The organism is Paraburkholderia ribeironis, assembly GCF_900019265.1.
Lineage (GTDB): Bacteria > Pseudomonadota > Gammaproteobacteria > Burkholderiales > Burkholderiaceae > Paraburkholderia > Paraburkholderia ribeironis.
In genome coordinates, this window is the sequence record NZ_CYGX02000067.1 from 1 (window position 1) to 23,315 (window position 23,315).

Sequence of the window (23,315 nt, forward strand, 5' to 3'; positions counted from 1 at the left end):
GCGCGAGCGGTTTAGTCCAGCGGCCAGCTTGAGCCAGTCGCGACCGCGCCGAGCAGGACGTTCAACTGGCCCGTTTGCGCTCGACAGCAGACGTAAGCCGCCAGCCTATGCGCACACGCTCGCAACCACACGGGCATACAGCGCTTTCCGGTTCGTGATGGATCTCTATTCGCGGCATACTGTGCCGACAGCGATGCCCGCTTGGACTGCTCGCGCGGCAGATTGACCGGCCCGCCCTCGACGGCCGGACCTGATTTGACGCCAAGCTGTCCGAGCGTCCATGCTTGCACGCCCCGTTCGATCAGACCAGCAGCAACGTGCCGCCGGCGCCATAGAGCACCGCTTTGCGCATCATCCATGACGACACGCGAGTCGCCGGTGTAAGCGCGATGGTCCATCGTTGAGATGGGAGTCTCGATGGTCGGACTTTCGATGTTCAAATGAAACGACTATCGTTGATGTGCCGGGCCGATCAACGACGGCTCTTCACTCACTCCGGGAACACACATGACAATTCTGATCACGGGCGCCACGGGCGTCGTCGGTACGCAGGTCATTGTGCATCTGCAAAAGGAAGGCGCGGAGGTGCGCGCGCTCACGCGCTCTCCGGAGAAGGCAAAGTTTGCCGAGAAAGTCACACCGGTCAAAGGAGAGCTGTCCGACATCGAAGCGATGCGCGTCGCGATGAAAGACATCGATACGCTTTTTCTGCTCGTGCCCAACGCCGCCGACGAACTCACGCAAGCGCTTCAGGCGATGAGCATCGCGCGCGAAGCAGGCGTAAAGGGTATCGTTTATTTGTCGGTGTTCAAGGGCGCCGAATATGTGGACGTGCCGCACTTCACGAGCAAGCACACGGTTGAACGCATGATCGAGCAGATGAATTTGTCCGCGACGGTGCTGCGTCCCGCGTACTTCATCCAGAACGACGTCCGACAGAAAGATGCGTTGCTTGGACACGGCATCTACGGCATGCCGGTCGGCAGCAAAGGCATTTCAATGGTGGACGTACGCGACATCGGCGATGCGGCCGCACGCGAGCTGCTGCGTCGTGAGCGCGCCGACGCGCCACTGCCGCGTGCGGCGTTCGAACTTGTCGGTCCTGATGCTCTCACCGCGGATTCCATCGTCGCGATCTGGGCGGCCGTGTTGCAACGTCCCATCCGTTACGTAGGGGACAATCTCGACACGCTCGAATCGCGGCTCAAACAGGCAGCGCCGGGCTGGCTCGCGTACGACATGCGTTTGATGATGCAGCGCTACCAGCAGGACGGGGCAGTCGCTGCGTCCGCGGAACTCGACGCTTTCACAGCATTACTGGGCCGCGCGCCGCGTACATATCGAGACTTCGCAGAAGCAACTGCGAAAGAGTGGGCGTCGAATTGAAGCGGCGATCATAGAGCAAGCGGTTCGGACCGATGGGGTTGCACGAATCGAACTTTCTGCAGTGCCTTTTTTTATGTTCCGCGAAATCCGTCGGTGCAGGTGGTTGCGCGCAGAGATCTTTGATGTCGCGGAACCCGTTTCAAAGCCGACGCAATATCAGTCCACCTTGAGGGTCCTCATCTATCGACAGCCTGTTTCCCGTCTTCCAGCCCAGCCGGGTGACTAGCACTGATGGTAGCTCGACGAGGAGACTGCCCGTATTGTCCCCAGCGTCCCGCAATGCTATACAGAGCGCCCCTCGTGGGACTGGGTCGGCAGCCGGTAAATAAGTAACCAATGTGTTGGTCAGCGTTTCGTCGTCCGCTGGGAGGCTCAGCCATTTCGCACATACGCTATCGGAATAGCGTGCCCAAGCAAACGCAACCTCAGATTCCAATGCCACTCGCCCGGCATCCTTGAGGCACCTTGTCATGCGTTCAATTTCCTTGGGAAACTCTTCGCCAATCTTGGCGAGTTCGCTTAGGGTCAACATTCGCCTCTCCTTACGATGGTTGGACGACTGATCCCATTACAATATCCATTTAAAAAATTGACCCTTAAAACGGCTCCCAGTTGCAACGAATCATGCCCATGAAATCTTACTAGGCATCGAGTAACCATAAACGACTGCCGCCGACCGTATTGGGCAGGAGTCAGGCCACAAGCAGTCAACGAGCAGTCCGACAACCTAGCCGCCGTTCACCAGCCCGTTTATTTGGCGTGCGAACGGCGTCGCGGATCAGTCGGGTATCGCTCTCGGCGTCCCGGCGACCCCGATTCCGCACTCCAGACCTCGGTCCCAATCCGCGAGGTCGGCAGCTGCACGGAACGTAGTGTTCAGAAAGGCCAGCAAGGCGGCATCCGGATCCGCTGCGTTCCGGACCGCGTCGTAGGGCAACAGCCATTCGCCCAACGTGTCACTCCATAGCGCCTCGCTCGGTTCGACGCGTGCCTGCGCAAACCCGGTGGGGGACGGGTAAGCATAGGAGTAGAACGCGGGATTCGGATAAGTCTCGTTGCCAGGCCAAAAGCCGGCACTGCTGACCTCATGCGAATAGGCTTCCTGCGCCACCGGGTCCGGCAGACTGGGAATACCGCCCGGGTGCATGGGCGCGCGGCGCCCTGAGAAACGCGTGGCGGCCAGGTCGAAGCTGCCCCAGAAGAAGTGCGTGGGACTGCACTTGCCAAGGAAGCTGGTCTGGAACACTTTGAAGACGCGGTCCGACTGTGCCAACGCCCGCCAAAATCGGTGTGCAGCGTCCGCATCATACGACGCATGCACCTCGTCATCGGGAAAGCGAATCGGCGACGGCACCTCGTTGGGTGTCACATTGATCGAGACTGTAACGCCGGCAGCGCGCAGTTCGCTCATCAACTGGTGGTAGAAGGACGCGACCGACATCGGCGCCAAGGCGAAACCACGATCCGGTCCCTCGGAACTGCGAACGATGAGCCGGTGGTCGACGAGGTCAAAAACGATCTCGAATGAGCGCTCGGCAGCGTAAATGGTGGAAGTGCCGAGGCCGCGAGCGGTGACATACAACGCCACCTGCCACCCGTGATTGACCCACGGCGACAAGGTCAGACGTACCTTACCGACGATCTGAGTCCACAGGTGTAGCGTCTGCAGTGTATTTCGCGACTGCGCGTAGTCAAGCGCAGGCCAAAAACTCCGAACGTGTCCAGGATTTTGCATTGCGATGGCTCCTGATTCCCCGCCCTTCTGCGGACGGCGTGAAATTGAAATACAGCGCCCTGGCTTCGCCCGGTTGCGTTCAAAACTTCTCGGCAACGTATCGGACCGGCCGGTCTGGCTCTCTATAACCGCCAGGCTTCTGGCGTTCCGGCAACCTCACTACTGAACGCGGCATCGTCTCGTACGGGATGCTGCCCAGCATATGCGTGATCAGGTTCAGGCGTGCACGCTTCTTGTCATCCGAACGCACGACGTACCACGGCGCCTCATCCAGATCGGTTGCGGCGAACATGTCGTCCCTTGCCCGCGAATAGTCGTACCAGCGGCTGTATGAGCGCAGATCCATAGGCGAAAGTTTCCAGACCTTCCGCTCGTCGGTGATTCGTGCTTTGAGCCGGCGTGTTTGCTCTTCTTCGCTGACTTCGAGCCAATACTTCAGAAGAATGATGCCTGAGCCAATAATTGCACGCTCCATGAGCGGCACGGCCTTGAAAAACGTCTGAACCTGCTCTTCTGTACTAAAGCCCATGACCCGCTCGACGCCTGCACGGTTGTACCAGCTTCGGTCGAAAAGCACGATCTCCCCGGCTGCTGGCAGACGCGGAATATAGCGCTGCATGTACATCTGGGTTTTTTCGCGGTCGGTCGGCGCCGGCAGCGCGATGACACGGAATACACGGGGGCTGACGCGTTCAGTGATCGCCTTGATGGTTCCGCCCTTGCCTGCGCCATCGCGCCCTTCGAAGACCACGCAGATCTTCGCACCGGTTTGCACGGTCCATTCCTGGAGCTTCACCAGTTCAGCCTGAAGGGACGCCAGTTCCTTTTCATACTGCTTGGTGTTCATGCGTCTTCCCCTCTTTGTGTCATCCCGCTTTGCGTTCGCAAGGCGCCGTTCCCGGTCTTGCCATCGCTTATTTCAGCCTTCGCTTACTGCCGCAACCGGATCGGGACGTCCGTCCACCGGCCGATCTCCAGTATGGGCAACGCGATCAGCAAGTTCAATCAGACCTTGGCAGTACGTCTCGAACTGTGCGCGGGAAGGCGAAGCCGGACATATGATTCGCACGGACAAAGAAAGCTGGGCGACTTGCAGCTTTCAGAAGTAACTCGATTCAAGCGGCACTAATGACGGTCGTGACGCCGGGGGGACCATGCGCCGGACACTCTTCTTCGACGGCCTGGTGCCATAGGGGCTTTCCGGCGAGATACTGCTTCAGTGACTCCGCCAGATTGTTGACATTGGAGTGAGGCGGGAAGACTGGGGATCGGCCTATGCAAAGCTTTCCACAAGGATGAAAACTTGTTGTACCGGGTGTCTAACCGAACGGCCGCTGCGCACGGCGGATTCAACCGTGAAAGCTGCGCATCAATCGAGGGGGCCGTTCTCTGACGCCGGAGACCCGGGATACCGAGTAACCGGAATGTGCGCAAGCGCACACTTGTCGATGCCCTCCGTTTGCATCGCGCAGATGGCGACGTATTAAATTTCCCTGATACGCGACGAGTCGGGCCGGGAGAGTACGGACCCCCGATACCATCGTCGACGCCTGGTACCGAGCCTTCTGTCGGTGGCTGATTATTTGCCCTCACACTGTGCCGCATCGCTGTACTCGACATGGAGATGATGCAATGGCTCATCGCGATCAATCTGGACTCGAAGTGTCGGCCATCTGCCAGGTTGATTCGAGTGCGCCACACTCGCGATTGAATCGGTACCGAACGCCTATTCGCCTATCGCGCGGCGACGTCACGGTTAATGATGTGAAGCTTGGTGAAGGCGATTACGCAAGGGTACGTGGCCAATGCGCCCTCACTTTCGCAGATTGGCATGACGCAGTGGCTGGTATTAGACCGCGCGGGCTCGAAGTTTCCAGCCAATGGGCCTGAGCGTAGCTGGGCCGACGGTTCTCGTACTACGTCTGTCCCGCAGAGGCGTGCGGGGCACATCCACCAGGAGCACATAATGGCGAAGGTACTGGTTCTGTATTACTCGATGTACGGACACATCGAAACAATGGCCAACGCAGTGGTTGAGGGCGCCCGTTCAGTGCCCGGGGCCGAGGTGACGCTCAAGCGCGTGCCTGAAACGATTCCCGATGACAAGGCAGCGCAATACGGCGTCAAGCTGAATCAGGCCGCGCCGGTTGCGACGCCCGACGAACTGGCCGACTACGACGCGATCATCTTCGGCCCGCCGACCCGCTTCGGCAATATGGCCGGGCAGATGCGCACGTTTCTCGACCAGACGGGCGGCCTGTGGATGAAGGGTGCTCTCGTCGGCAAGATCGGCAGCGTATTCGCATCAACCGGCACGCAGCACGGCGGCCAGGAAACCACGATCACCTCGTTTCACTCCACACTGCTCCACCAGGGCATGGTGATTGTCGGTGTGCCCTATGCGTGCGCCGGACTCACGAACATGAACGAGATCACGGGCGGCACACCGTATGGCGCCACGACGCTTGCCGCCGCCGACGGAAGCAGACAGCCGTCGCGAAACGAACTCGACATCGCCCGGTATCAGGGAAAGCACGTTGCCGAACTAGCCGGCAGACTATCTAGCTGATTCACCTTTATCCACACAAGGTCAAATCAACCATGCGCTACTTCTCTCTCGAGCAACGCAAGGACGCACTGTTCCTGCTCGCCCGCGTGCTCCTGATGGTGCTGTTCGTCCTTTTCGGCTGGTAGAAACTGGCGGGTTTCTCAGGCACTGTTGGCTACATGACTTCGGTCGGCGCACCCGTGCCAACGCTTTCTGCGGTCATCGCCGTCGTGATGGAGTTCGTGGTGGGCATCGCGATCGTCATCGGCTTTTACACCCGTCCGCTTGCCTTGCTGCTCGCGCTGTATACCCTCGGCACCGCGTTCGTCGGCCACCACTACTGGACCATGACGGGCATGGAGCAATACGCGAACATGATCAACTTCTACAAGAATCTCAGTATCATAGGTGGCCTACTGCTGCTCGCCGCGACGGGCCCAGGCCGATACTCGCTAGACAGGAAGTGACGTCGAGCAAGCCGCAATGGATGACTCAAGGCACATCCCCGAGCCGCGCGGCATCCATGGCACCTGCCGGATTGAATTTGACGCGCGCCTTTTCGTTGGGGTGACGGTTGTGTAGCTGAAAGCTGCCGTTGAGGCTGTGTTGGATCGAACGGCGGCATGGGGTCGAAAGTGTGAGTTCGCTGATGCGAAAAGCTGCCGCGTGGCCGTCGAGCGCCAGGATGCATGACTGCGATCAATTCGCGGACCTGGGTGCAGCCTGGCCTGCCGCCGCGCACGGTCGTTGGTCACCTGATGGAGCCGGCTGTCGGTCATCAACGTCAAGTTCAACAGTCAACCCCGTCGCTGTCTGTGGAGGCGTCGCCTATGCGCCGCCGCTGTCAGATCGCACCTGATGCCCGGTCAACCCGAGGCATGGCAAGCAACGCGGCTCCCAGCTTCCCGCCCTTGACCCGCGACCGTAGCCGATAGCGGGCGGGCATCAAGGGGCGAGGGACCGTGTTGCCCGCACCCCTCCCTCGCCTTTCTCCTTGACACCCGCCCGCTATCGGCTCCTCAAGTCGCACGGGCGGGAATCCGGGAGCCTGGCGGCAGCAAAGCCAACCCCGAGTTCCACCGGGAAGTGCCCAGTCGCAATGGCAAGGCACATCCCTTCGCCCGGTTCAGGAGGCGACGCATCGAACGCGCGAAACGCTTTTCCATTTTGGTCGTCATCCCCTCCACGCGCGCCGCCGATGCATCAACCGCCCGCTCGAATGCGTCAAGCGTGCCGCCCAGCCGCTCGCGCTGCTCACGCGCGGACAACGCCGCCGCGCCGATCACCCGGTTACCCGCCGAACGCGCGACCTGATTCGACAAGCGCCCGATCAGAGCCGTTACCGCAGCCTCATTCAGGCTTGCCAGCGCTGCCCGATAGCGGGCCTCGTGTTCGTGTATCAGGTTTTCCGCCAACTGGATCGTCGCCTTGCACCGCTCAAGCGCTTCGCGATGCTGCTGCATTAGCGCATCGGTTGCGCCGCCGACTTCCCTGCGCGCGGCTTCGAGACTACCTTCACCTGCCCACCGGATGCGTTCCGGCATGGCTTCATACAAACGCGCGTAGTATTCGAGCACAGCAATCATCGACCATAGCGCGTCGTTGTCATGCAGGTTCAGCGCGTCCGATACCCGGCGCATGCGGGCAAGGTTGGCCTCGTCTGGAACATCGCCGGAGACTTCATGAAACAGGCGGATGAGCGGGTCGCCCCGGCCCGACTGCCTATTGCTCACGGGCCGTCCGGTCGACGCCGATTACTTCCGAGAACATCGCGTCGCACAGCTCCCGCCAGCGAAAGAGTTCCGCACGTTGCCCGATATGCATGGTCTCCGCCGCCTTGCGGATTGAGATACGTTGACTACGTAGCTCGTCCGCGACGCGATCCGCGAGATCAGGGAAATCCAGCGACCGCCCTTTCGTTTCGATCGACTGGCGAAGCTGCGATTCCTGGTACAGCGTGAACTTGTCGGGCTTGCCGAAGTAACCGTTCCGAACCACATGTGTCACCGTATCCGGGAACGTCTGCCCGAAGATATGCAACAACTCCAGACTGTCGCGCTGTCGGTTGATCACCCAGAGCACGACAAGCTGTCGCTCGAGTTCGGCGAGCGTCCGGGCTAGCGTCCCGCCGTATCGGGCCACTCCCGTCTGATTGCGCGCCGCCGTGTTGACGACCACGGATGCGCCCCGGTGCATATCACAGAATTTGCGCGCGAATCTCCTTCATCGCATCACTGACACTGACGCGTTGCTCGTTCCGTGGCTTTTCTGGCAATGCTTCGAGCGCGTGGACGAATTCATCCCACTGCGCCCGTGTATAGCTCTTTGCACCCGGCACGATTCACTCCCATACGTCGCTTTCGGAACCATAATGCGAATCGGGAATCGGCTCGTCAATCCCCCTTCCGACGCTCAATCTTGAGAATCGGAAGCACTCGGAATAAGCGGGAATCTTATGGAACAGAAAATATTTTTTTATTTTCCGCGCGAGCAGACAGACCGGAAGAATGTGCGTCGCAGAATTGGACGGGGGACTATACGAACTAGAGGATAGCGACGCGCAACCAGACTTACCACACCCCAGCAAGGGCCATCGACGGAAGTCCAAGCGTTACCGAAAAGCCTTACGCCCGTGAGCACCCGTACGGGCAAAAGTTGTCAGCACTTCTACAGACTGCTTACGCGCACGTCGCAAACTGACATGCGTGAACTCGCCGACCCGGAGTGGCGACCGATCGGACTGAAATCGCACATTGATGTGACGCACAGTGTTGACCCCTACAAATTCGTCAGCATGACTACGCGAACTGAGATCCTCAAGTGAACCCACTCACGGTTTCCATCTCGCGATTTTGTCCGGCGCAGTGGTCTGAACGATCCGGATATGAGCGCGAATTTTCAGCAAAAGACAAACCGAATCGCAGGCCTAACCTCGCAAACTCGATGGACCTGCCTCACGGAACACACCGAAATGCGCGACGGAAATACGGTATTGCAAAAGTGATGGCAGGATAGGCTACCGCCGGTTTTAGGCGCCCAAGGGGCAACGCTTCAACTCTAGAGGCTCGTCCGCACTGCCACTACGTCGTCTTCGTGATCGTCCCAGTCGCGTTCATCGCCGGCGCTCCCCGATGGAATGTCCGGCGCTCAAGCCACACAAAAACATGACATTTCGATCTAGCGGAAACGCGACATCTCAATTTAGGACCTACAAAGCTAAATTTCGACAAATAGGATTCCTACGTGTCAAATAAAAAGATAGGGGGTGTAAGTCCAAACCGTCGAAAATTCCCGGCAGCCAGGGCCACTCTGAAGAACGGCGGAGATGGCTCAATTTCGATCGAGTCACTATTTTTGTCGGGGCCTGTAATCGACTGAGGAGGGCCGAGTTGTAAAAGACCGCATTGGCGATTAGCTGTGAAGCGTCAAGAGGTTGTTTCTCGACGCGGCAAGTCTGGCCATCGGTGCAATGCCTCCGAACGCGACGAACGGCAGCGACCCGCGTCGCTCAAAACGTGCTCAACAAGCTGCTGCTGAGATCGCGAATCATCAATATGATTGATGCATCCAAAAAAAATAACAGCTTATACAAAGCGAATCTGCACTGTTAGCATTCTTGCGTCGATGTTACGGAGCCGTGTATGAGTGAAGAGCTGGATGCCGTCCAAGCAGATAGCCGTGCCACCGGGCTTGCGCCAGTCGCACGCGATGCGTTTGATGCTGACGTCCTCGATTCCGTACCGTCTTCGCACCGTTTCGCCAGCGTGCTCGCGCCTGCCATGGCCATCGCGTCGATGTGCAGCGTGCAGCTTGGTGCCGCGCTGTCGCGGCCCGCGACGATCGAATATGGCACGCTCAGCACGACTTGGCTGCGTCTTTGCTTCGCGGCCTTGGTGCTCGCGATCGTGGTACGACCGCCGCTTCACACCTACTCCCGGCAGCGCTGGATCGCCGCCTTCGTTCTCGGTAGCGCCATGGCCGGCATGACGCTGTGCTTCTTCGAAGCCGTCCAGCGCGTGCCGCTCGGTCTCGCCGTCGCCATCAACTTCCTCGGGCCGCTCTGCGTCGCGACGGTCGGCATCCGCAAATTCCGGATGCTGGCGTGGCCCGTGCTGGCAATGGCCGGCGTCGTGCTGCTCGCGCGGCAGGACGGCATGTGGACCACCTCGTTCGCCGCGCTGGTATTTCCGATCGGGTCCGCGCTCGGCTGGGCCACCTACATCGTGATGATGAAGCGGGTCGGCACGCTGTTCGACGGCCTGCAGGGGCTCTCGACGTCGCTGATCGTCGCGGCGCTCGTCACCACGCCGTTCGGTCTTGCGCAAAGCGGCGGCCATCTGCCCGCCGCGCAACTGTTCGACGCCGCGTATCTCGCCGTGCTCGTGCCGCTGCTGCCCTACGTGCTCGAAATGATCGCGCTGCGGCGCATGACGGCGTCCGCGTTCGGCATTCTGATGAGCGCCGAACCCGCGATCGCCGCGGCAATCGGTTTTGTCGTACTCGGTCAGCCTATGACCGGCTTGCAAAGCATCGGCACGTTGCTCGTGGTTAGCGCCAGCATAGGCGCGGTCGTACAGAAATAAGCCGGCGTCGCCGGCAGCAGAAGCGGATTGCGCCAGGCAGCACGTCCGGGCGGACCGGCGGTGCGCCACAGCCGGATCGTCTCGCGCCGCTTTCTCTCCCAGGTCATTCGAATGTGTTACCCGGACACAAACCGCCGATGATTCGTGTCCGTCGTTGCGTGTGTCGCGATGCTGTTTCCCTTCATGCAGTTCTACCGGAGATTGAAGATGGCTCACCAAGATCGTGCCCGTTTCGAACAGGTTGCAGACCGTGAAATCCAGGCGCTCTTTTCCGCCTCGCCAGACACCGCCGCGTTTCACCGCGGGGAATGGCTCGACCGCGAATACTATCGGCGGCATCTCGTCGAAACCGTACTGCGCATCCGCCTGAACAATGAAGTCGATGCATTCGCGCTACACAAGATCGGCTTCAAGGACAATCATCTCGCGCAGATCCTCGCGCAATACCTCGCCGAGGAATACGGCCACGAAGGACTCTTTCTGCGCGACATCGAAAAGTTCGGCCTCACCGCCGAACAGGTTGACGGCATCCAGCCGCTCCACTCGACCGACAAGCTGATCGGTTACCTGTATCTCAGCATCGAACGCGACGGCCCGCTGCCGACGATGGTGTGGAACTGGTTCGTCGAATGGTATTCGGACCGCTACAGCAAGACGATCACCGAGGCTGCGGGCCACGCCTTCGGTCACGACACGGTCAAGGGCTCGCTTGGCCACATCCAGTACGACGAATCGCACGATCACGACGATCTGATGTGGGGCGCCGTCCAGCGCGTGATCGACGGATGGGGCGGCATCGACAAGGCCGAAATGTATCTGCGCAACTTCATCGGCCTGATCGGCGACTACTTCGACGAACTGCGCGCCGAAACCGTGCGCCGGCCGGACGCGGCTGCCGCATGAGGAGCGCATCGTGGCTATTATCGTAGTAGAGCCCGCCTCGTCGGGCACCGCGCTGATCGCCGCCGCTCAGCGGCTCGGGCATCCGGTACACCTGTTCTCCGCGGATACGGACGATCGCATCGTACCGGCCGCGCAGCGGCGGGCCGCCGCGTCGCTGACGCGCGTCGACACTGGCTCGGCTGACGACGTCGCCGCGGCAGTGCGGGCGCTCGGGGGCGTCGACGCGCTCGTTCCCGGCTTCGAATACGCGGTCGACGTCGTCGCGCAGGCGGCCGCTCAGTCGGGGTTGCCCCATCTACCGCCCGAAGCGGCCGCGCTCACGCGCGACAAATACCGCAGCCGGCAGCGGCTTAGCGCGGCCGGGCTCGCCGTGCCGCGTTTCGCGCTGATCGCGAACCTCGGCGACGTCGCCCGCGCGGCGGCGCACGTCGGGTTTCCCGCCGTGGTGAAGCCGGTCGACGGCTGCGGCAGCCTGCTGGTGCGCCGCGTCGATTCGCTCGCGCAGCTGCACGCGACGCTCGACGGCGTCGCGCATCGCGCGGTGTCGGACATGGGCCGTGAAGTCGGTCACACGCTGATGCTTGAACAGTATCTCGACGGCCCCGAGTACAGCGTGGAAGGCTACGTCGGTCCGCTCGGCCCGCGCGTGCTTGCCGTCACCGAAAAGATCCTCGGCCCCGAGCCGTACTTCGTCGAGATGGGACACGTGGTCGACGCAGCGCTCGACGAACGCGACCGAGCACGGCTGAGCGCGTATGTCGAAGCGGTGGCGAGACAGATCGGCCTGACGCTTGGCGTGTTTCATGCGGAAGTGCGCATCACGCGCGACGGTCCGGCGCTGATCGAAATCGCCGCGCGGCTCGGCGGCGACCGGATCTACCGTCTCGTCGAGCTGGCCAGGTCGATCTCGCTGCCGGAAGTCATGATTCGCAGCTATCTCGGCGAACCGGACCCGGCGCCGGGATACTACGACCGGCTGAGCACCCGGGTAAGCGGCGTCCGGTTTCTCGCACCCAAGGCATCCGGGCCGTTCGCCGGCGTAAGCGGGCTCGACGACGTGCGCGCACGGCCCGGCTTCGAAGAAGCGGAAATCTATCCGCGCACCGGCGACTGGGTCTCGCCGCTGACCGATTTCCGTGGCCGGATCGGCCACGTGCTGTTTAGCGCGCCCGATCGCCCCACGCTCGAACACCGGCTGAACGACGCGCAATGCGCGCTCGAATTCGGCCCGGCGCTAGCGGACCTTTGACGGACGACTCACAGATGACGCACACACCTTTCCCCCGCCGTATCCGAAGCGTCGTGATGAATCGCTGGTCCGACGATTTCGCCGCCTATCACCGCTACATCGATCACGACGCGCACGACGTCGCCTATCTGTGCACCCCGGAAGGCGCGAAAGCGCTCGAAGCGACGCGCATCGCGCACATCGAGATCGTGCCGGACTTCAACGATCCGGATCGGCTGCGCGCGGCGCTCGACGCATGCCGCGCCCGGCTGGACGGCGTCGACCGGCTGATCGCGCTGTCCGAATTCGACCTGCTCGCCGCGGCGCAACTGCGCGAGGCCTTCGACATCCCGGGCGACCGGCCCGCCACCGCGGCGCGCTTTCGCGACAAGACGGTGATGAAGCGCGTCGTCGGCGCGGCCGGTATGCGCGTGCCGCGGTTCGTCGAACTCGACGGTCCGGACGACGCGCACGCCGCCGTTGCCGGGCTGCGCTATCCGCTCGTCGTCAAGCCGCGAACCGGCGCGGCGAGCGTCGGCGTCCATCGGGTCGATTCGGCGACACAGTTCGATGCCCTACTGCCCCGGCTCACGGGCAGCGCGTACGAATGCGAGGAATTCGTCGAAGGGCCGATCTATCACGTCGACGGCATCGTCTCGGGCGGCCAGCCGTTGCTGATCCGGGCGTCGCGCTACCTCAACACGTGCCTCGACTTCGCCAACGGCAAACCGCTCGGCTCGATAATGCTGCAGCCGGGCCCGTCGAACGACGAACTGCTCGCGTTCGCGCAGACGAGTCTTCGCGCCCTGTCGCTGACGGACGGCGCCTTTCATCTCGAAGTGATTCGCGGCGGCGACGGCCTGTATTTCCTCGAGATCGGCGCGCGCGTGGGCGGCGGCGAAATTCCGTTCCTGTTCCGCGATCTCTACGGCATCGACCTGTTCAGCCTGTGGGTCCGTCAGCAGCTCGACGACGGGACACCGCTCGCATCGCAAGCCGGCGTGGCGGCAGCAGCCCGCTCCGCCGAGCTGGGAGGGTTCCTGATGCTCCCCGAGGCGGCCGGCAGCCGCCTCGTGCGCGCCGTGGTCCCGGACGGCATCGCACCGCTCTACGCGGCCATTACGCCGAAGGCGAATCATGTCTTCGACGGCAAGGGCGGCTACGACGACATCCTCGGCCGGTTTCGCTACCGCGGCCGATCGGAAGACGAAATTGAGGCGGCGATCGACGCGACCCTGGAGCGCTTCCGCTACGAGCTGGGCGACATCGATGCCCCTAGCCGTCCCGCTTGGCCGCGCGGACAGCGGCATCATGGCTATTTTTCTCCATCGCCCGAAAAGTGAAACTGTCACGCCCGACTTACTGGGAATCGGCGCGAAGCAGTTGGTCAGTTCTTTGCACGCCTCGTGCGCGGGTTGATGCCGTTTTGTCCGAGCAGCATCCGGGGCCGGGTGTTTTCTGCGATCAGTGGCGCGAACCAGACAGCAAGTAATGTGGGGGTAAGAAAAAAATCGCCGAAAATTCCCGCCCGCCAGATTCGCTCCGGCCCCCGAAAATCGCTTTGGCCTCAGCGAGCCGGGGCACCGAACACCGACGCCATCTGACGGGCTCGTTTCACATCATCAGAATGGCGACGATGTACTACGTGCTGGAGAGATCAATCAGGCGTTCGGAAGACGGTAGCACCGTGACCCGGCCGGCCTTAGCGTGCAGTATTTTCCGTAATGAGATGGTCACCCCCGCCCCTGAGTACGCTACGCTCGATGGGTTAATTCTGGACTGGAGATCATCATGCAAGACGTGACACTGGTTGGAACCGATCTGGGCAAGACTGGTTGGAATCGATCTGGGCAAGCACAGCTTCCACCTGCATAGATAGGACGGAAGAGGAAAGGCCGTGTTTCGCAAGAAACTGGGCCGCAAGCAGCTGATCGAGTTCTTCGCCACGTTTCACTCATGTACGGTGGTTATGGAAGCCTGCGCAGGATCTCACCACATGGCGCGCAAGCTTGCTACGTTCGGGCACCAAGTAAATCTGACTTCACCTCAGTTTGTGCGGCCTTTTGTGAAGAGCAATAAGAATGATTTTGTGGACGCCGAAGCGATTTGCGAAGCGGCATCTCGACCGGCCATGCGGTTTGTGACGCCAAAGACGGAATCCCAACAAACTCGATCCGCAATGCACCGCGTGCGAGAACTGCTCGTGCGTGATCGCACGAAGACAGTCAATCAGATGCACGGCTTCCTGCTGGCTGGAATTCGGCATCAGCCTGCCCGTCGGCAAAGCCGTCATCGCGCGTCTGCGAGCCGTGCTCGCCGAACATTCGCTTCCGCCACGTATGGTCGCAATTCTCGAGCGCCTGCACGGTCATTTTAAATTTCAAGTATCTCGACGAACAGATCAGTGAGATTGACAAGGAAATGACCCGCCAACTTGCGGACGACGATCTGGGCCAGCGCCTGCTGACTATTCCCGGAGTCGGCCCGATAACAGCAAGCGTGCTTGCGGCAGAGATGGGTGACGGCAAACAATACAGATGCAGATGACGTAAACGGCACAGTGGCCTGGTAGCAAACCTGTTCAGAAAACAAGTCTTCGAGACTGCTTCCGTTTGTAGGACTGTCAGGCGCGGATCTCATCGTGGCGCGGGGAGTGATCCCCACAATGACGCCGAATATATTTACGCAAACCAGCAACGACATCGAAAATCACGATTGCAAAATGGGGATGACCATAGATTTTCTGAGCAAGTCTGGGTCCTCTCCGCTGTTGCGTCCCGGGCAATTTAACGTGAATGCGCCACGCTGCGGTCCCAGCCCTAAATTGTTATCCCATCACCGTATGGAGCTTCGATAAATGGATACCCTTCGCTGTGCTGTTGTTCAGGGAGATCTGCGCAAACGACTTGTCGATCAGGCAGAAACCCGCGAACTCTCGTTAAATGCCCCACCGAGCTACCGGCACGGCCCTGGTTTAGATCGGTCGAAATACTGGCCTCGATAGCATTGGGCCTCTTGCAATAGCAGCTTGCGCATCCAGACGCTCGCAGGCTCCCCGTTATGTCGCGCAGGCCATTGAATGGCCTCGCTGAATGTGGCAAGCGGCAGGGGGACTTCGACGATTCGAAGGGGTATGATTTCCGCGAAATGCGTGGCCAGTCTCAAGGGAATCGTGGCAATGTAGCTGGTGCCCTGGAGCATGGGTGGAATCAAGCTGAAGCTCGGAACGACGAGCTCAATGCGCCTTTGGAGTCCAATACCCGGTAAAAATAATTCCTCGATCGAGGGTTTCCGCCAGCGCCCGAATTTCACAGTAACGTGGCCCATCGACATGTATTGGTCGAGCGAGAGTCCACCCGCCATCTGCTCGTTGCTCATGCAGCCCACACATACGAGCCTCTCGTCGAACAGCCGCGCTCTGGGGTGCGTATGCACCGTGAAGAACTCCGGCAGGATCAGAAAATCTGAGTCACCATGCCGAAGTAGCTCGTTGGGATCGTCGTCGACGAGTACCAGTTCAAAGCTGATGGAGGGCGCTTCCTGCGCCACGCGGGTTATAACGTTGCGCAAATATACGCGCATCATGAAGTCCGAAAGGCAGATCCTGAAGCGACGAACTGACTGCGTCGGGTCGAACCTGTCCGCGCTCATGATGGAGCACTGGATGTGCAGCAACGCTTCGCGAACTGGTCCTGCGAGTTCTATTGCCCGCGCTGTCGGGACGAACTGACGCCCGTTCATCACAAACAGTTCATCGCTGAAATAGTCGCGTAGCCGGCTGACGGCCGCACTCATCGCGGGTTGGCTGAGGTTGATGCTGCGCGCGGCCATCGTCAAGTTACGCTGCGCCATTAGCGCATCCAGTGCGACGAGAAGGTTAAGATCAAGACCCTTGAAGCGCATCTTGTGGCCTATCCATCAGTTGGAGGGAAATCGTCGGAACAACAGCTATTTAATTGTACAGAGGCGGTCTGACGCGGACGTTTTCGTGAATGGCCTAGCGCGCCGGAAGCTGGCTGGCGACGCTCAGCATTTTGCTGCCCGTCGGACTGCCGGAGTGTCATCGCGCGGCATCCCAGGCTTCGTCGGTTGTGGTGAAATTCAAATTACCCATTATATGACTCGGTTTGTCGGTAGCTCTCCTGCACATAGGATCCATTACCCCAACCCGCACTGCGTGGTCACTGTCGACAAATGCTGTCCATTCGGATTCTTGGAGCGGTTGCTGAGGCTTTGGAATAATGAGTCGACGTCATGTGACACACTCTCCATAGTTCGGATCGAAGAGCACGGTTTTGCCGTTGGACGTTGATTTCGCAACGGTCCTGCACGACAAGAAAGGTGACTGCCGGCGAATCGGTTTGAGGTGGTGATCGCGATGTAACAGGTCGAAAGGTTACGGTTCACTTGTTTGGCGGCGAAGGCGTCATCGCGGAAACGTCCGGCATGAGCAGTGCAAGGTCATCAAGTACAACCATCTCGTCGCGAACATGGTGATCCTGTACAACGTGCAGTGGGACTATCTGCTGGATCTCCAGCGCTCCGTGCCTCCGCTCGATCCGACCATCGATTTCGCATTCAAATCAGCTGCTTAGGCCGGGATATGGCGCATTTTTTGCGAATCCCGGCCAACCCTCGATTTGCGTCTTGCATGCCCCCAAGATACGGGGCCTATGCCCTGATCTCCAGGTTGTGTTAGCCACTCTTAGAGACAAATTATGTAGTCGCCACTTCCGATGTCGGTCCAAAGACAATCTTGATTGGCCGCCGGCTTCGATTCCTCAGCCAGTGCAGACGCAGTGGCTCCTACCAAAGTGATGACAATTAGCCCGCCAAACGCCATTTTCTTAATCTTGCACATAATAGGCTCCTTGAAAGTCGATGGTAAAGTACTGTATCAACTGCGATCACGTATGACTTGTGTTAGCTACTCTTGTGCAAATTGGCGCTTTTATTTCATTCGTACTGGAAAAATAGGTGCCGAGGCCGCTTTGCCGAATGCCACCGCCCTGCTCGCAGTGCCGCATTCATCCGGCCTACGGTTGACGGCGCGGCCTTTCTGCGAAGGACAAGTTCTCTTCTGCGCTTTGCTGGGTTACACCAAGCACATAGTCCGACCTGGTTTGGAAGTGAAAGAAATAAATGGGCATCTTTTCACCTTAATGGTTGATTGGGCCGAGGAGAAGCGCGTATGACATTTCCGGATATACGAACATGTCTGAAAGTTCAATGCAATCTATATGCCACTTGCTCCCCCGGTTTGAGACCACGCAGGATAGCCGACACAGCACGATAATCTTTGAGAGTGGCTGTCCTGTTTGTCCAGTTTCCGACGTCATATGTCGGCGTTGTCACGTTAAAGTATTCGCGCCGCATTAGCACGCAACTGGTCGGTCACGATCTTGCGCAGTGCTTCCCGACTTCCTGCTCAGGGCGAAACGTGACGTGAAGGCGGCTAAAGCATTTTTCAGCAAAGCTGTCAAACATCAGGACCGGCCGCCGGCAATCATCACGCTCGACGGCTATGCCGCCTCGCACCACTGTGCGCGAGATGAAGGCCGATGGCCTGCTGCCGAAGGACACGAAGGTTCGATTTTCGAAATATCTCAACAACCTGATCGAACAGGACCATCGCCACATCAAGTCCCGAACCGATGTCATGCTCGGCTTCAAGCGTTTCAGGAACGCAGCGATCGCTTTTGCCGGCATCGAGTTGATGCATCGCATTCGCAAAGGCCAATTCAATCTCGCGAAGCTCGATCTCAAAGACCGCTATGCCTAGCGTATGGAACGCTGTCCATGCTTATAGATAAGGCATCCTTTCTATAGCTACCTTCTCGTCAGTACAGCCTATTTGCACCAGAACCTCTGGAAGGCTGAGCATGCGTACAAAGTACGGACTGGCGCGCGACGGCTCGAAAAAAAGAAAGGATTGTCTGATTTGTGAAGCATGGCGGCATGCGTGGCAGAGACCGGGCGAATTGCTTGTGACCAACGCTTTGAATCGCAGGCTGAACAGATGAGGCGTTCCCGATTTCGATCAACGGTCTCTGGCCATCAGCGCGTGCGCAAGCGTCACGTCGTTTGCGACCGCATCGTCCTCGCGCCCAGGATAGTCGGCATGCTGAAGCCAGCCTTGCACAGTTTGCGCATAACGGATCGCGTCGTCGTGCAGCGCGCGTTCGAGTGCGTGCCGTGCCGCCTTGATTCCGTAGGGCACCGCTTCGGCAAACATCTGCGCGCGAGCGAAGTGTTCGGCAATGCGCACCGATGAGGATGCCGCGTCCCCGCAGCCCGAGCGTGCGCTCAACGCTCTGGCAACGCGCTCGTGGCACGCGCGCCGGACCGTGCCGGGCATCGACTCGTATGCGGCCTCGCGCAGCAATGCATGACGAAATACGTAAGTCACGCCGCCGAGCCGATGCAGCGGATAGAGAATGCGGCCTTCCACCAGGCGTCTCAGTTCTTCGTCGAGTGCGGAAAGGTCGAGCGCCGACGCATCCTCGATCAGGCGTGCGTCAGCTTCAAGACCGATCGTTGCTGCCAGTTGAAGCGCTTCCCGTGCACCGTCCACGCGCTCGAGCGCCAGTTCCAGCATCTCGCGCAAGCTACCGGGCAAGCGGCAATCCACCTGGGCCGCGAGATTGCGCAATGTCGCATCCCGCTCTGCCGTCATCCCGGCAAGCTGCAGTTCACGGATCACCTCTTCGATGTAGAGCGGCACCCCTGCCGTGCATTTTTCGAGCCATTCGAACGACGCCTCGTCCAACGCCACTTCACCCAGCAGTGACTCGATCAGGCTGCGCGCCCCAGTTCGCGGCAGCCGCCGGAGCACCACGCGCTCAACTTTTCCGCGCCAGCGCGCAAGCTGCTCGGCGCGCGAGGTGAGCATGACGCATACACGCACGCAACGCGGATGCCGTAATAACTCGTCGAGAAACTCCAGCGTTGCGCAGTCGGCCCACTGCACGTCTTCGACGATCAACAGCACGGGACCGCCGCCACCCAGCGATGCAATCAAACGGCACAGCACGTCGAACAATGCCTGCCACTGTCGCGGACCCGACGAGCCCAGCATCTCGGCATCGCTGCTTTCGGAGAACCCCAGCCACGTGCCCAGCGCGGCACGGGCGGCAGCGCGATCGCAGTCGAGCGGCTCCAGTAAGCGGTCGAGCTTGCTGACGAGATTCGTGCGATCGGCTCCCACCAGCCAATGCGCGTCGACGAACCGAAGAATCGGAAAGAGCGCCTGATTTACCTGCTCGGGCAGGCATACGCAGTCGGCGACCGCCTGTCCATGCGCGCGGACCGTTTCGCGCAGCGCGTGGATCAGACGTGATTTGCCGATGCCCGCATCACCGACTACCAGCGTCGCGCGACGCGCCCGCGGTGCACGCTCATCATCATGGCAGGCCATATCGTGAATCGTTCTTTGCCACGCGTTGAGAAGCTCCGTGCACTCGCGATCCCGGCCGATCATCGGCACGATGGGTGCGTTCGGCGCCATCGGCTGCGAGATGGTGTGTTCGAGCGAGGCGAACGGCGCATGCTCGTCGCGCTCGCCCAGCAGTTCACGGACCGGTTGCGCCGGCCTGCCCGGAACGGCAAACCGCAGTGGCGTGTCAACCAGATCGACATGACGCTCGACTATGCGTGCTGCTTCGTCGCTCAACAGAATGCACCCTGCTGGCGCAAGACGCAGCAGTCCGGCCGCGGCACTGGTCGTTACTCCGGTGGGCAACACAGCCGCCCGAACAAGCACTGAACCGACGTGGAGCGCTGCGGCGACCTCGATATGGCTGCGGGATGGAATCGAGTGGTCGACGGACGAAGCCGCCTGTCGATCCGGCGTTTCGAACCGGGCAGCCTGGCGGATGATATCCAGCGCGGCCCGGCATGCACGCTGCGCGGGCCGGTCGATTCCTTCCGGATAGCCGAAAAAGAACATCTGCGTATCGCCAAGGGACCCGCACACATGGCCACCGTAGCGCACGGCAATATCGGCACAACGCGTGAGCCATTGCGCCTCATATGCGTCGAGCGCGTCTTCGTTCGCGAGCTCGTCAGTCTCACGAACGGACGCGCCGCTGCCGACGAGCGTCACGCGGCAGCACAGCACCGTGAGCTGGCGCCGCCCGGCAGCCATGCCCGCGGACGCGGTGCTACGTGGCTCACGGCGCGGGGAACGGTACTGCATTGCGCCGACAAGCGCCTCGAAATGGATCGCGCGGAAGCGCTCCGCGAGCACCTCGGCCGACTCCGCGCGTTGCCGGGGATCCTTGTTGAGTGCGCTGCGTAACACGGTACCGAGCGGATGGGCGGCAATCGACGCGGGCAATGCGACGTCCACCGGGCTCAATTGCCGATAGAGAATTTCGGCAATGCTTTCGCCCTGCATCACCGGCTTCCCGATCAGGCATTCGATGACGACAAGGCCCCATGCGTAGAGATCGGTTTTCGCGGTGAGCGGTTCGCCGCGCAACTGTTCCGGCGAACAATATTGCGGCGAGCCTAGCACTTCAGTTGATTGAGTGATTGTCGGTTCGTCGCCGCGCCGCGCATTGGAAAGCAGCGCGCCGATGCCGAAGTCGAGAATCTTCGCCGACAGTTCGCCGTCGATCGTCGTGACGATCACGTTCTGCGGCTTCAAATCGCGGTGAACGACGCCGCTTCGATGGGCGCTCGCGAGACCGTCGAGCACCTGGAGCATCAACATGCCCATCGTGACGGCCGAGAACGCGCCGTCGGCAGCCAGCACCTCGCGCAACGTGCGGCCGGCGACGTATTCGAACACGGCAAAAAGCCGTCCGTCCGGCGTCTCGCCGCTATCCAGCAGCGCAACCACGTTCTTGTGGTGCAGTCGCGCACATAGCGCCATTTCGCGGCGGAAACGTGTCCGCAAGCGAGCGCGCTCGGGCGGCACAAGCGACCCGTCCTCCCGCAATATCTTGATGGCGACGGTCTCCAGCGAATCCGCGCACGTCGCCCGGTAGACCCGACCCATGGCGCCTTCGCCGATCAGTGGCCCCAGCACGTAGCGTTGCCCGCCGTGCAGTTCCGGCGACGTGCTCACTGCGCATGACGACTCCACGATGCCCGCTTCAGGAACCACGCGAGACTGGAGCCGCGCATGCCGCCATACACACAGCGGAAACCTGATGGTTCACCTGGAGGGCGCTAACGCAGCGTCCATATGATCCCGATAGCGCCGCGTATCTGCCGGATCAGCCGGAATCGACTGGCATTCGAGCCTGTCGGCCCGCACGATGCGAAATGCGAGCGCGCCGAAACGTACGCTGCCGCGCCGACGCTCGACGAGCTCCGGCGAGCCCGGTGAGAGCAGCGACGCAAATTGCATGCGCGCGCGATGAATCTGGACGTTGACGTGCGAGACATCGGTGCCGAGCATACGCGCCAGCACATCGACTTCGATCCAGCCTTGCGACGTGACATCGTAGCCGGCGCGCGCATCGACGTTGCGCGCTCTTGCAAGCGTCACGAGGCAATAGTGATGAGCGCGGTCGCCAAGCTGGATTGCCGCGCCGCGCGTATGCAGCTCGGCCACGACATGCTCCTCATTACGGCTCACCATGAAATCGACACGTTGAACCAGCGCGAACGATTGCGGCGCACGCGGGAGCGCGGCCGTGCCGTCGTTGCGCGTCGCGAGCACGAGTTTCCAGCGGAGCGCACCGTATCTCACTTCGTCGCCATCGTGAAGCACGCGCGCGGGCGTGGTGTCATCGCACAGCCACTCACCTTCGCTCGAGCGCATCACCGTAACGGAGTAGTGCGTATCGCCCGGTAAAACGTGACAAAAATCGAGCACGATAGGACGGGCAGCTTCGCACATAGGCCAAAGCATATCGGCGGGACTGTCGAGATCTTCGACTCGCCAGACCGGCGAATCGACGCCACCGAAATGGATCAGATCGCCAGGCCGCAACACGACGTGCTCGCCTTTCTCGATCAACGTCTGCGATACCCATGTGCCATTGCGGCTGTAGTCGCGCAGATCCCAATTGCCCGCCTGCCAACTGATGCTTGCATGGATTCTCGATACGCGTGGATCGGCAATCACCGTATGGCAATGTTCTGGATCCCTACCGAATACATGATGTGCACGCAGCAGGCAGCGCTGCTCCTGAAGGCTCTTGTTTAATGATGCCATCGTGACACCGTCGTTAAGTAACTAGCGAACCCTGCTTGACGCATCAATGCGCCCAGCGCCCCGTCTATGCAAAATGATTTCCGGCCTGACGCCGGCCGGCTTTTATCATAGAAAAAGCATTGAAAACCATCAAGACGTAATTGAGTGCGGTGGACTTGTTTATGAAGGTAGCGTGGCGTTTATTTGCCGATAATGCACAGCGCTTACGATGCAAATAAGATGACTGAAGGAATTTTAAGCGGGTTTGGATAAATCGACTGAGCGGCATCGAGCCCAATCCATGCGAGTGTTGGCCACGCGGCGAGATCCAGCGTCTGGAATTCGGGTCTGCGGCGACTCATAATCCGGCCTCAACCGCAGCGAAGCGCGTCAGCCACGACAGGGTTTCAGTGCATAACTCGAGCGCCTGGATGCGACCGCGGTGCAACAGTTCAAAAGCGGCCGCTCGAACGAGCACGGGATCGCCTGTCGAAAACTCGCGCTCGATCGACAGCAGCGATTGAGGTGACGCGACGAACCGCTCAATCGTGTCGAGCATCGAAGGCTTTATGAGGCCGCGCGCGACGACCATTACGGCAGCATGCGCTGCCAGTTTCCGGTCCAGACACGCGCCGCTGCCCTTTCGGCCGCATCGATGCGCCGCACGGTGATTGCTTCCAACTCAGGCGCTTACTCCCTGCTCCTGTGGACATGATGCGGTGTCAACATTGCTTCGTTTTACGTCAGCCGGATGCCACATCATGAGCGCTTCTTACCAGCCC

The 23,315-nt window shown here is 60.3% G+C and carries 15 protein-coding genes and 6 pseudogenes; 11 read left to right on the forward strand and 10 right to left on the reverse strand.

Going from position 1 to position 23,315, the window contains the following annotated elements; translation table 11 throughout:
- Positions 1-507 precede the first annotated feature (507 nt).
- Positions 508-1,386 carry an SDR family oxidoreductase gene (locus BN2475_RS26335; RefSeq protein WP_094782406.1) on the forward strand — a complete coding sequence of 293 codons (879 nt, stop codon included), beginning with the start codon at positions 508-510 and terminating at the stop codon, positions 1,384-1,386.
- Between the two features lie 778 nt (positions 1,387-2,164).
- On the opposite strand, the gene BN2475_RS26345 is transcribed toward BN2475_RS26335, so the two are convergent.
- On the reverse strand, positions 2,165-3,121 hold the full coding sequence (locus tag BN2475_RS26345) for a DUF5996 family protein (protein WP_094782408.1): 957 nt from the start codon (positions 3,119-3,121) through the stop codon (positions 2,165-2,167).
- 79 nt (positions 3,122-3,200) lie between these two features.
- Positions 3,201-3,968 carry a polyphosphate kinase 2 gene (gene ppk2, locus BN2475_RS26350; RefSeq protein WP_094782409.1) on the reverse strand — a complete coding sequence of 256 codons (768 nt, stop codon included), beginning with the start codon at positions 3,966-3,968 and terminating at the stop codon, positions 3,201-3,203.
- A 1,119-nt stretch (positions 3,969-5,087) separates the two neighbouring features.
- On the opposite strand from ppk2, the gene wrbA reads away from it, so the two are divergent.
- Positions 5,088-5,690 carry an NAD(P)H:quinone oxidoreductase gene (gene wrbA, locus BN2475_RS26355; RefSeq protein WP_094782410.1) on the forward strand — a complete coding sequence of 201 codons (603 nt, stop codon included), beginning with the start codon at positions 5,088-5,090 and terminating at the stop codon, positions 5,688-5,690.
- 32 nt (positions 5,691-5,722) lie between these two features.
- A pseudogene (locus BN2475_RS26360) lies at positions 5,723-6,136 on the forward strand (DoxX family protein).
- Between the two features lie 552 nt (positions 6,137-6,688).
- Here the strand turns inward: BN2475_RS26360 and BN2475_RS26365 are convergent.
- The 3 genes and pseudogenes from BN2475_RS26365 to BN2475_RS34355 all read right to left on the reverse strand — a co-directional run bounded on the left by BN2475_RS26365 (position 6,689) and on the right by BN2475_RS34355 (position 8,007).
- Positions 6,689-7,402, reverse strand: a complete 714-nt coding sequence (locus tag BN2475_RS26365) for a hypothetical protein (protein ID WP_174642047.1) — start codon at positions 7,400-7,402, stop codon at positions 6,689-6,691.
- Positions 7,392-7,874 (reverse strand): annotated as a pseudogene (locus tag BN2475_RS26370) (protein mobD); the annotation flags it as partial. The pseudogene BN2475_RS26370 and the gene BN2475_RS26365, both read right to left, overlap by 11 nt.
- Positions 7,867-8,007 carry a hypothetical protein gene (locus BN2475_RS34355; RefSeq protein ID WP_159444612.1) on the reverse strand — a complete coding sequence of 47 codons (141 nt, stop codon included), beginning with the start codon at positions 8,005-8,007 and terminating at the stop codon, positions 7,867-7,869. The gene BN2475_RS34355 and the pseudogene BN2475_RS26370, both read right to left, overlap by 8 nt.
- A gap of 1,303 nt (positions 8,008-9,310) precedes the next feature.
- Between BN2475_RS34355 and BN2475_RS26375 the strand changes: the two genes are divergently transcribed.
- The 5 genes and pseudogenes from BN2475_RS26375 to BN2475_RS26395 form a co-directional block, all read left to right on the forward strand.
- The gene (locus tag BN2475_RS26375; RefSeq protein ID WP_245841602.1) at positions 9,311-10,252 is read left to right on the forward strand and encodes an EamA family transporter; all 942 of its coding nucleotides are present in this window, start codon (positions 9,311-9,313) and stop codon (positions 10,250-10,252) included.
- Positions 10,253-10,459: 207 nt separating this feature from the next.
- Entirely contained in the window at positions 10,460-11,155 is a 696-nt protein-coding gene (locus BN2475_RS26380) for an iron-containing redox enzyme family protein (RefSeq protein WP_094782419.1), read from the forward strand.
- Positions 11,156-11,165: 10 nt separating this feature from the next.
- A complete protein-coding gene (locus BN2475_RS26385; protein ID WP_245841604.1) occupies positions 11,166-12,404 on the forward strand; it encodes an ATP-grasp domain-containing protein in 1,239 nt (412 codons plus the stop codon).
- A 56-nt stretch (positions 12,405-12,460) separates the two neighbouring features.
- Positions 12,461-13,726: an ATP-grasp domain-containing protein gene (locus BN2475_RS26390; protein ID WP_094782412.1), complete on the forward strand. Its 1,266-nt coding sequence runs from the start codon at positions 12,461-12,463 to the stop codon at positions 13,724-13,726.
- Between the two features lie 476 nt (positions 13,727-14,202).
- Positions 14,203-14,924 (forward strand): annotated as a pseudogene (locus BN2475_RS26395) (IS110 family RNA-guided transposase); the annotation flags it as partial.
- Positions 14,925-15,338: 414 nt separating this feature from the next.
- Here the strand turns inward: BN2475_RS26395 and BN2475_RS26400 are convergent.
- The gene (locus BN2475_RS26400) at positions 15,339-16,286 is read right to left on the reverse strand and encodes a LysR family transcriptional regulator (protein ID WP_094782413.1); all 948 of its coding nucleotides are present in this window, start codon (positions 16,284-16,286) and stop codon (positions 15,339-15,341) included.
- A 349-nt stretch (positions 16,287-16,635) separates the two neighbouring features.
- Complete coding sequence (locus BN2475_RS36595) at positions 16,636-16,719, reverse strand: YopT-type cysteine protease domain-containing protein (RefSeq protein WP_425435570.1); 84 nt, start codon at positions 16,717-16,719, stop codon at positions 16,636-16,638.
- A 74-nt stretch (positions 16,720-16,793) separates the two neighbouring features.
- Between BN2475_RS36595 and BN2475_RS36600 the strand changes: the two are divergent.
- From BN2475_RS36600 to BN2475_RS26410, 3 genes and pseudogenes are all read left to right on the forward strand, one after another.
- Positions 16,794-16,978 (forward strand): annotated as a pseudogene (locus BN2475_RS36600) (hypothetical protein); the annotation flags it as partial.
- A gap of 204 nt (positions 16,979-17,182) precedes the next feature.
- Positions 17,183-17,578 carry a hypothetical protein gene (locus BN2475_RS33875; RefSeq protein ID WP_143325909.1) on the forward strand — a complete coding sequence of 132 codons (396 nt, stop codon included), beginning with the start codon at positions 17,183-17,185 and terminating at the stop codon, positions 17,576-17,578.
- 223 nt (positions 17,579-17,801) lie between these two features.
- A pseudogene (locus tag BN2475_RS26410) lies at positions 17,802-18,196 on the forward strand (DDE-type integrase/transposase/recombinase); the annotation flags it as partial.
- 233 nt (positions 18,197-18,429) lie between these two features.
- Here BN2475_RS26410 and BN2475_RS26415 read toward each other — a convergent pair.
- From BN2475_RS26415 to BN2475_RS26425, 3 genes and pseudogenes are all read right to left on the reverse strand, one after another.
- A pseudogene (locus tag BN2475_RS26415) lies at positions 18,430-21,495 on the reverse strand (TOMM system kinase/cyclase fusion protein); the annotation flags it as partial.
- A gap of 51 nt (positions 21,496-21,546) precedes the next feature.
- Entirely contained in the window at positions 21,547-22,554 is a 1,008-nt protein-coding gene (locus BN2475_RS26420; RefSeq protein WP_094782414.1) for an FHA domain-containing protein, read from the reverse strand.
- A gap of 337 nt (positions 22,555-22,891) precedes the next feature.
- The gene (locus BN2475_RS26425; RefSeq protein WP_143325911.1) at positions 22,892-23,092 is read right to left on the reverse strand and encodes a hypothetical protein; all 201 of its coding nucleotides are present in this window, start codon (positions 23,090-23,092) and stop codon (positions 22,892-22,894) included.
- Positions 23,093-23,315: the final 223 nt, after the last annotated feature.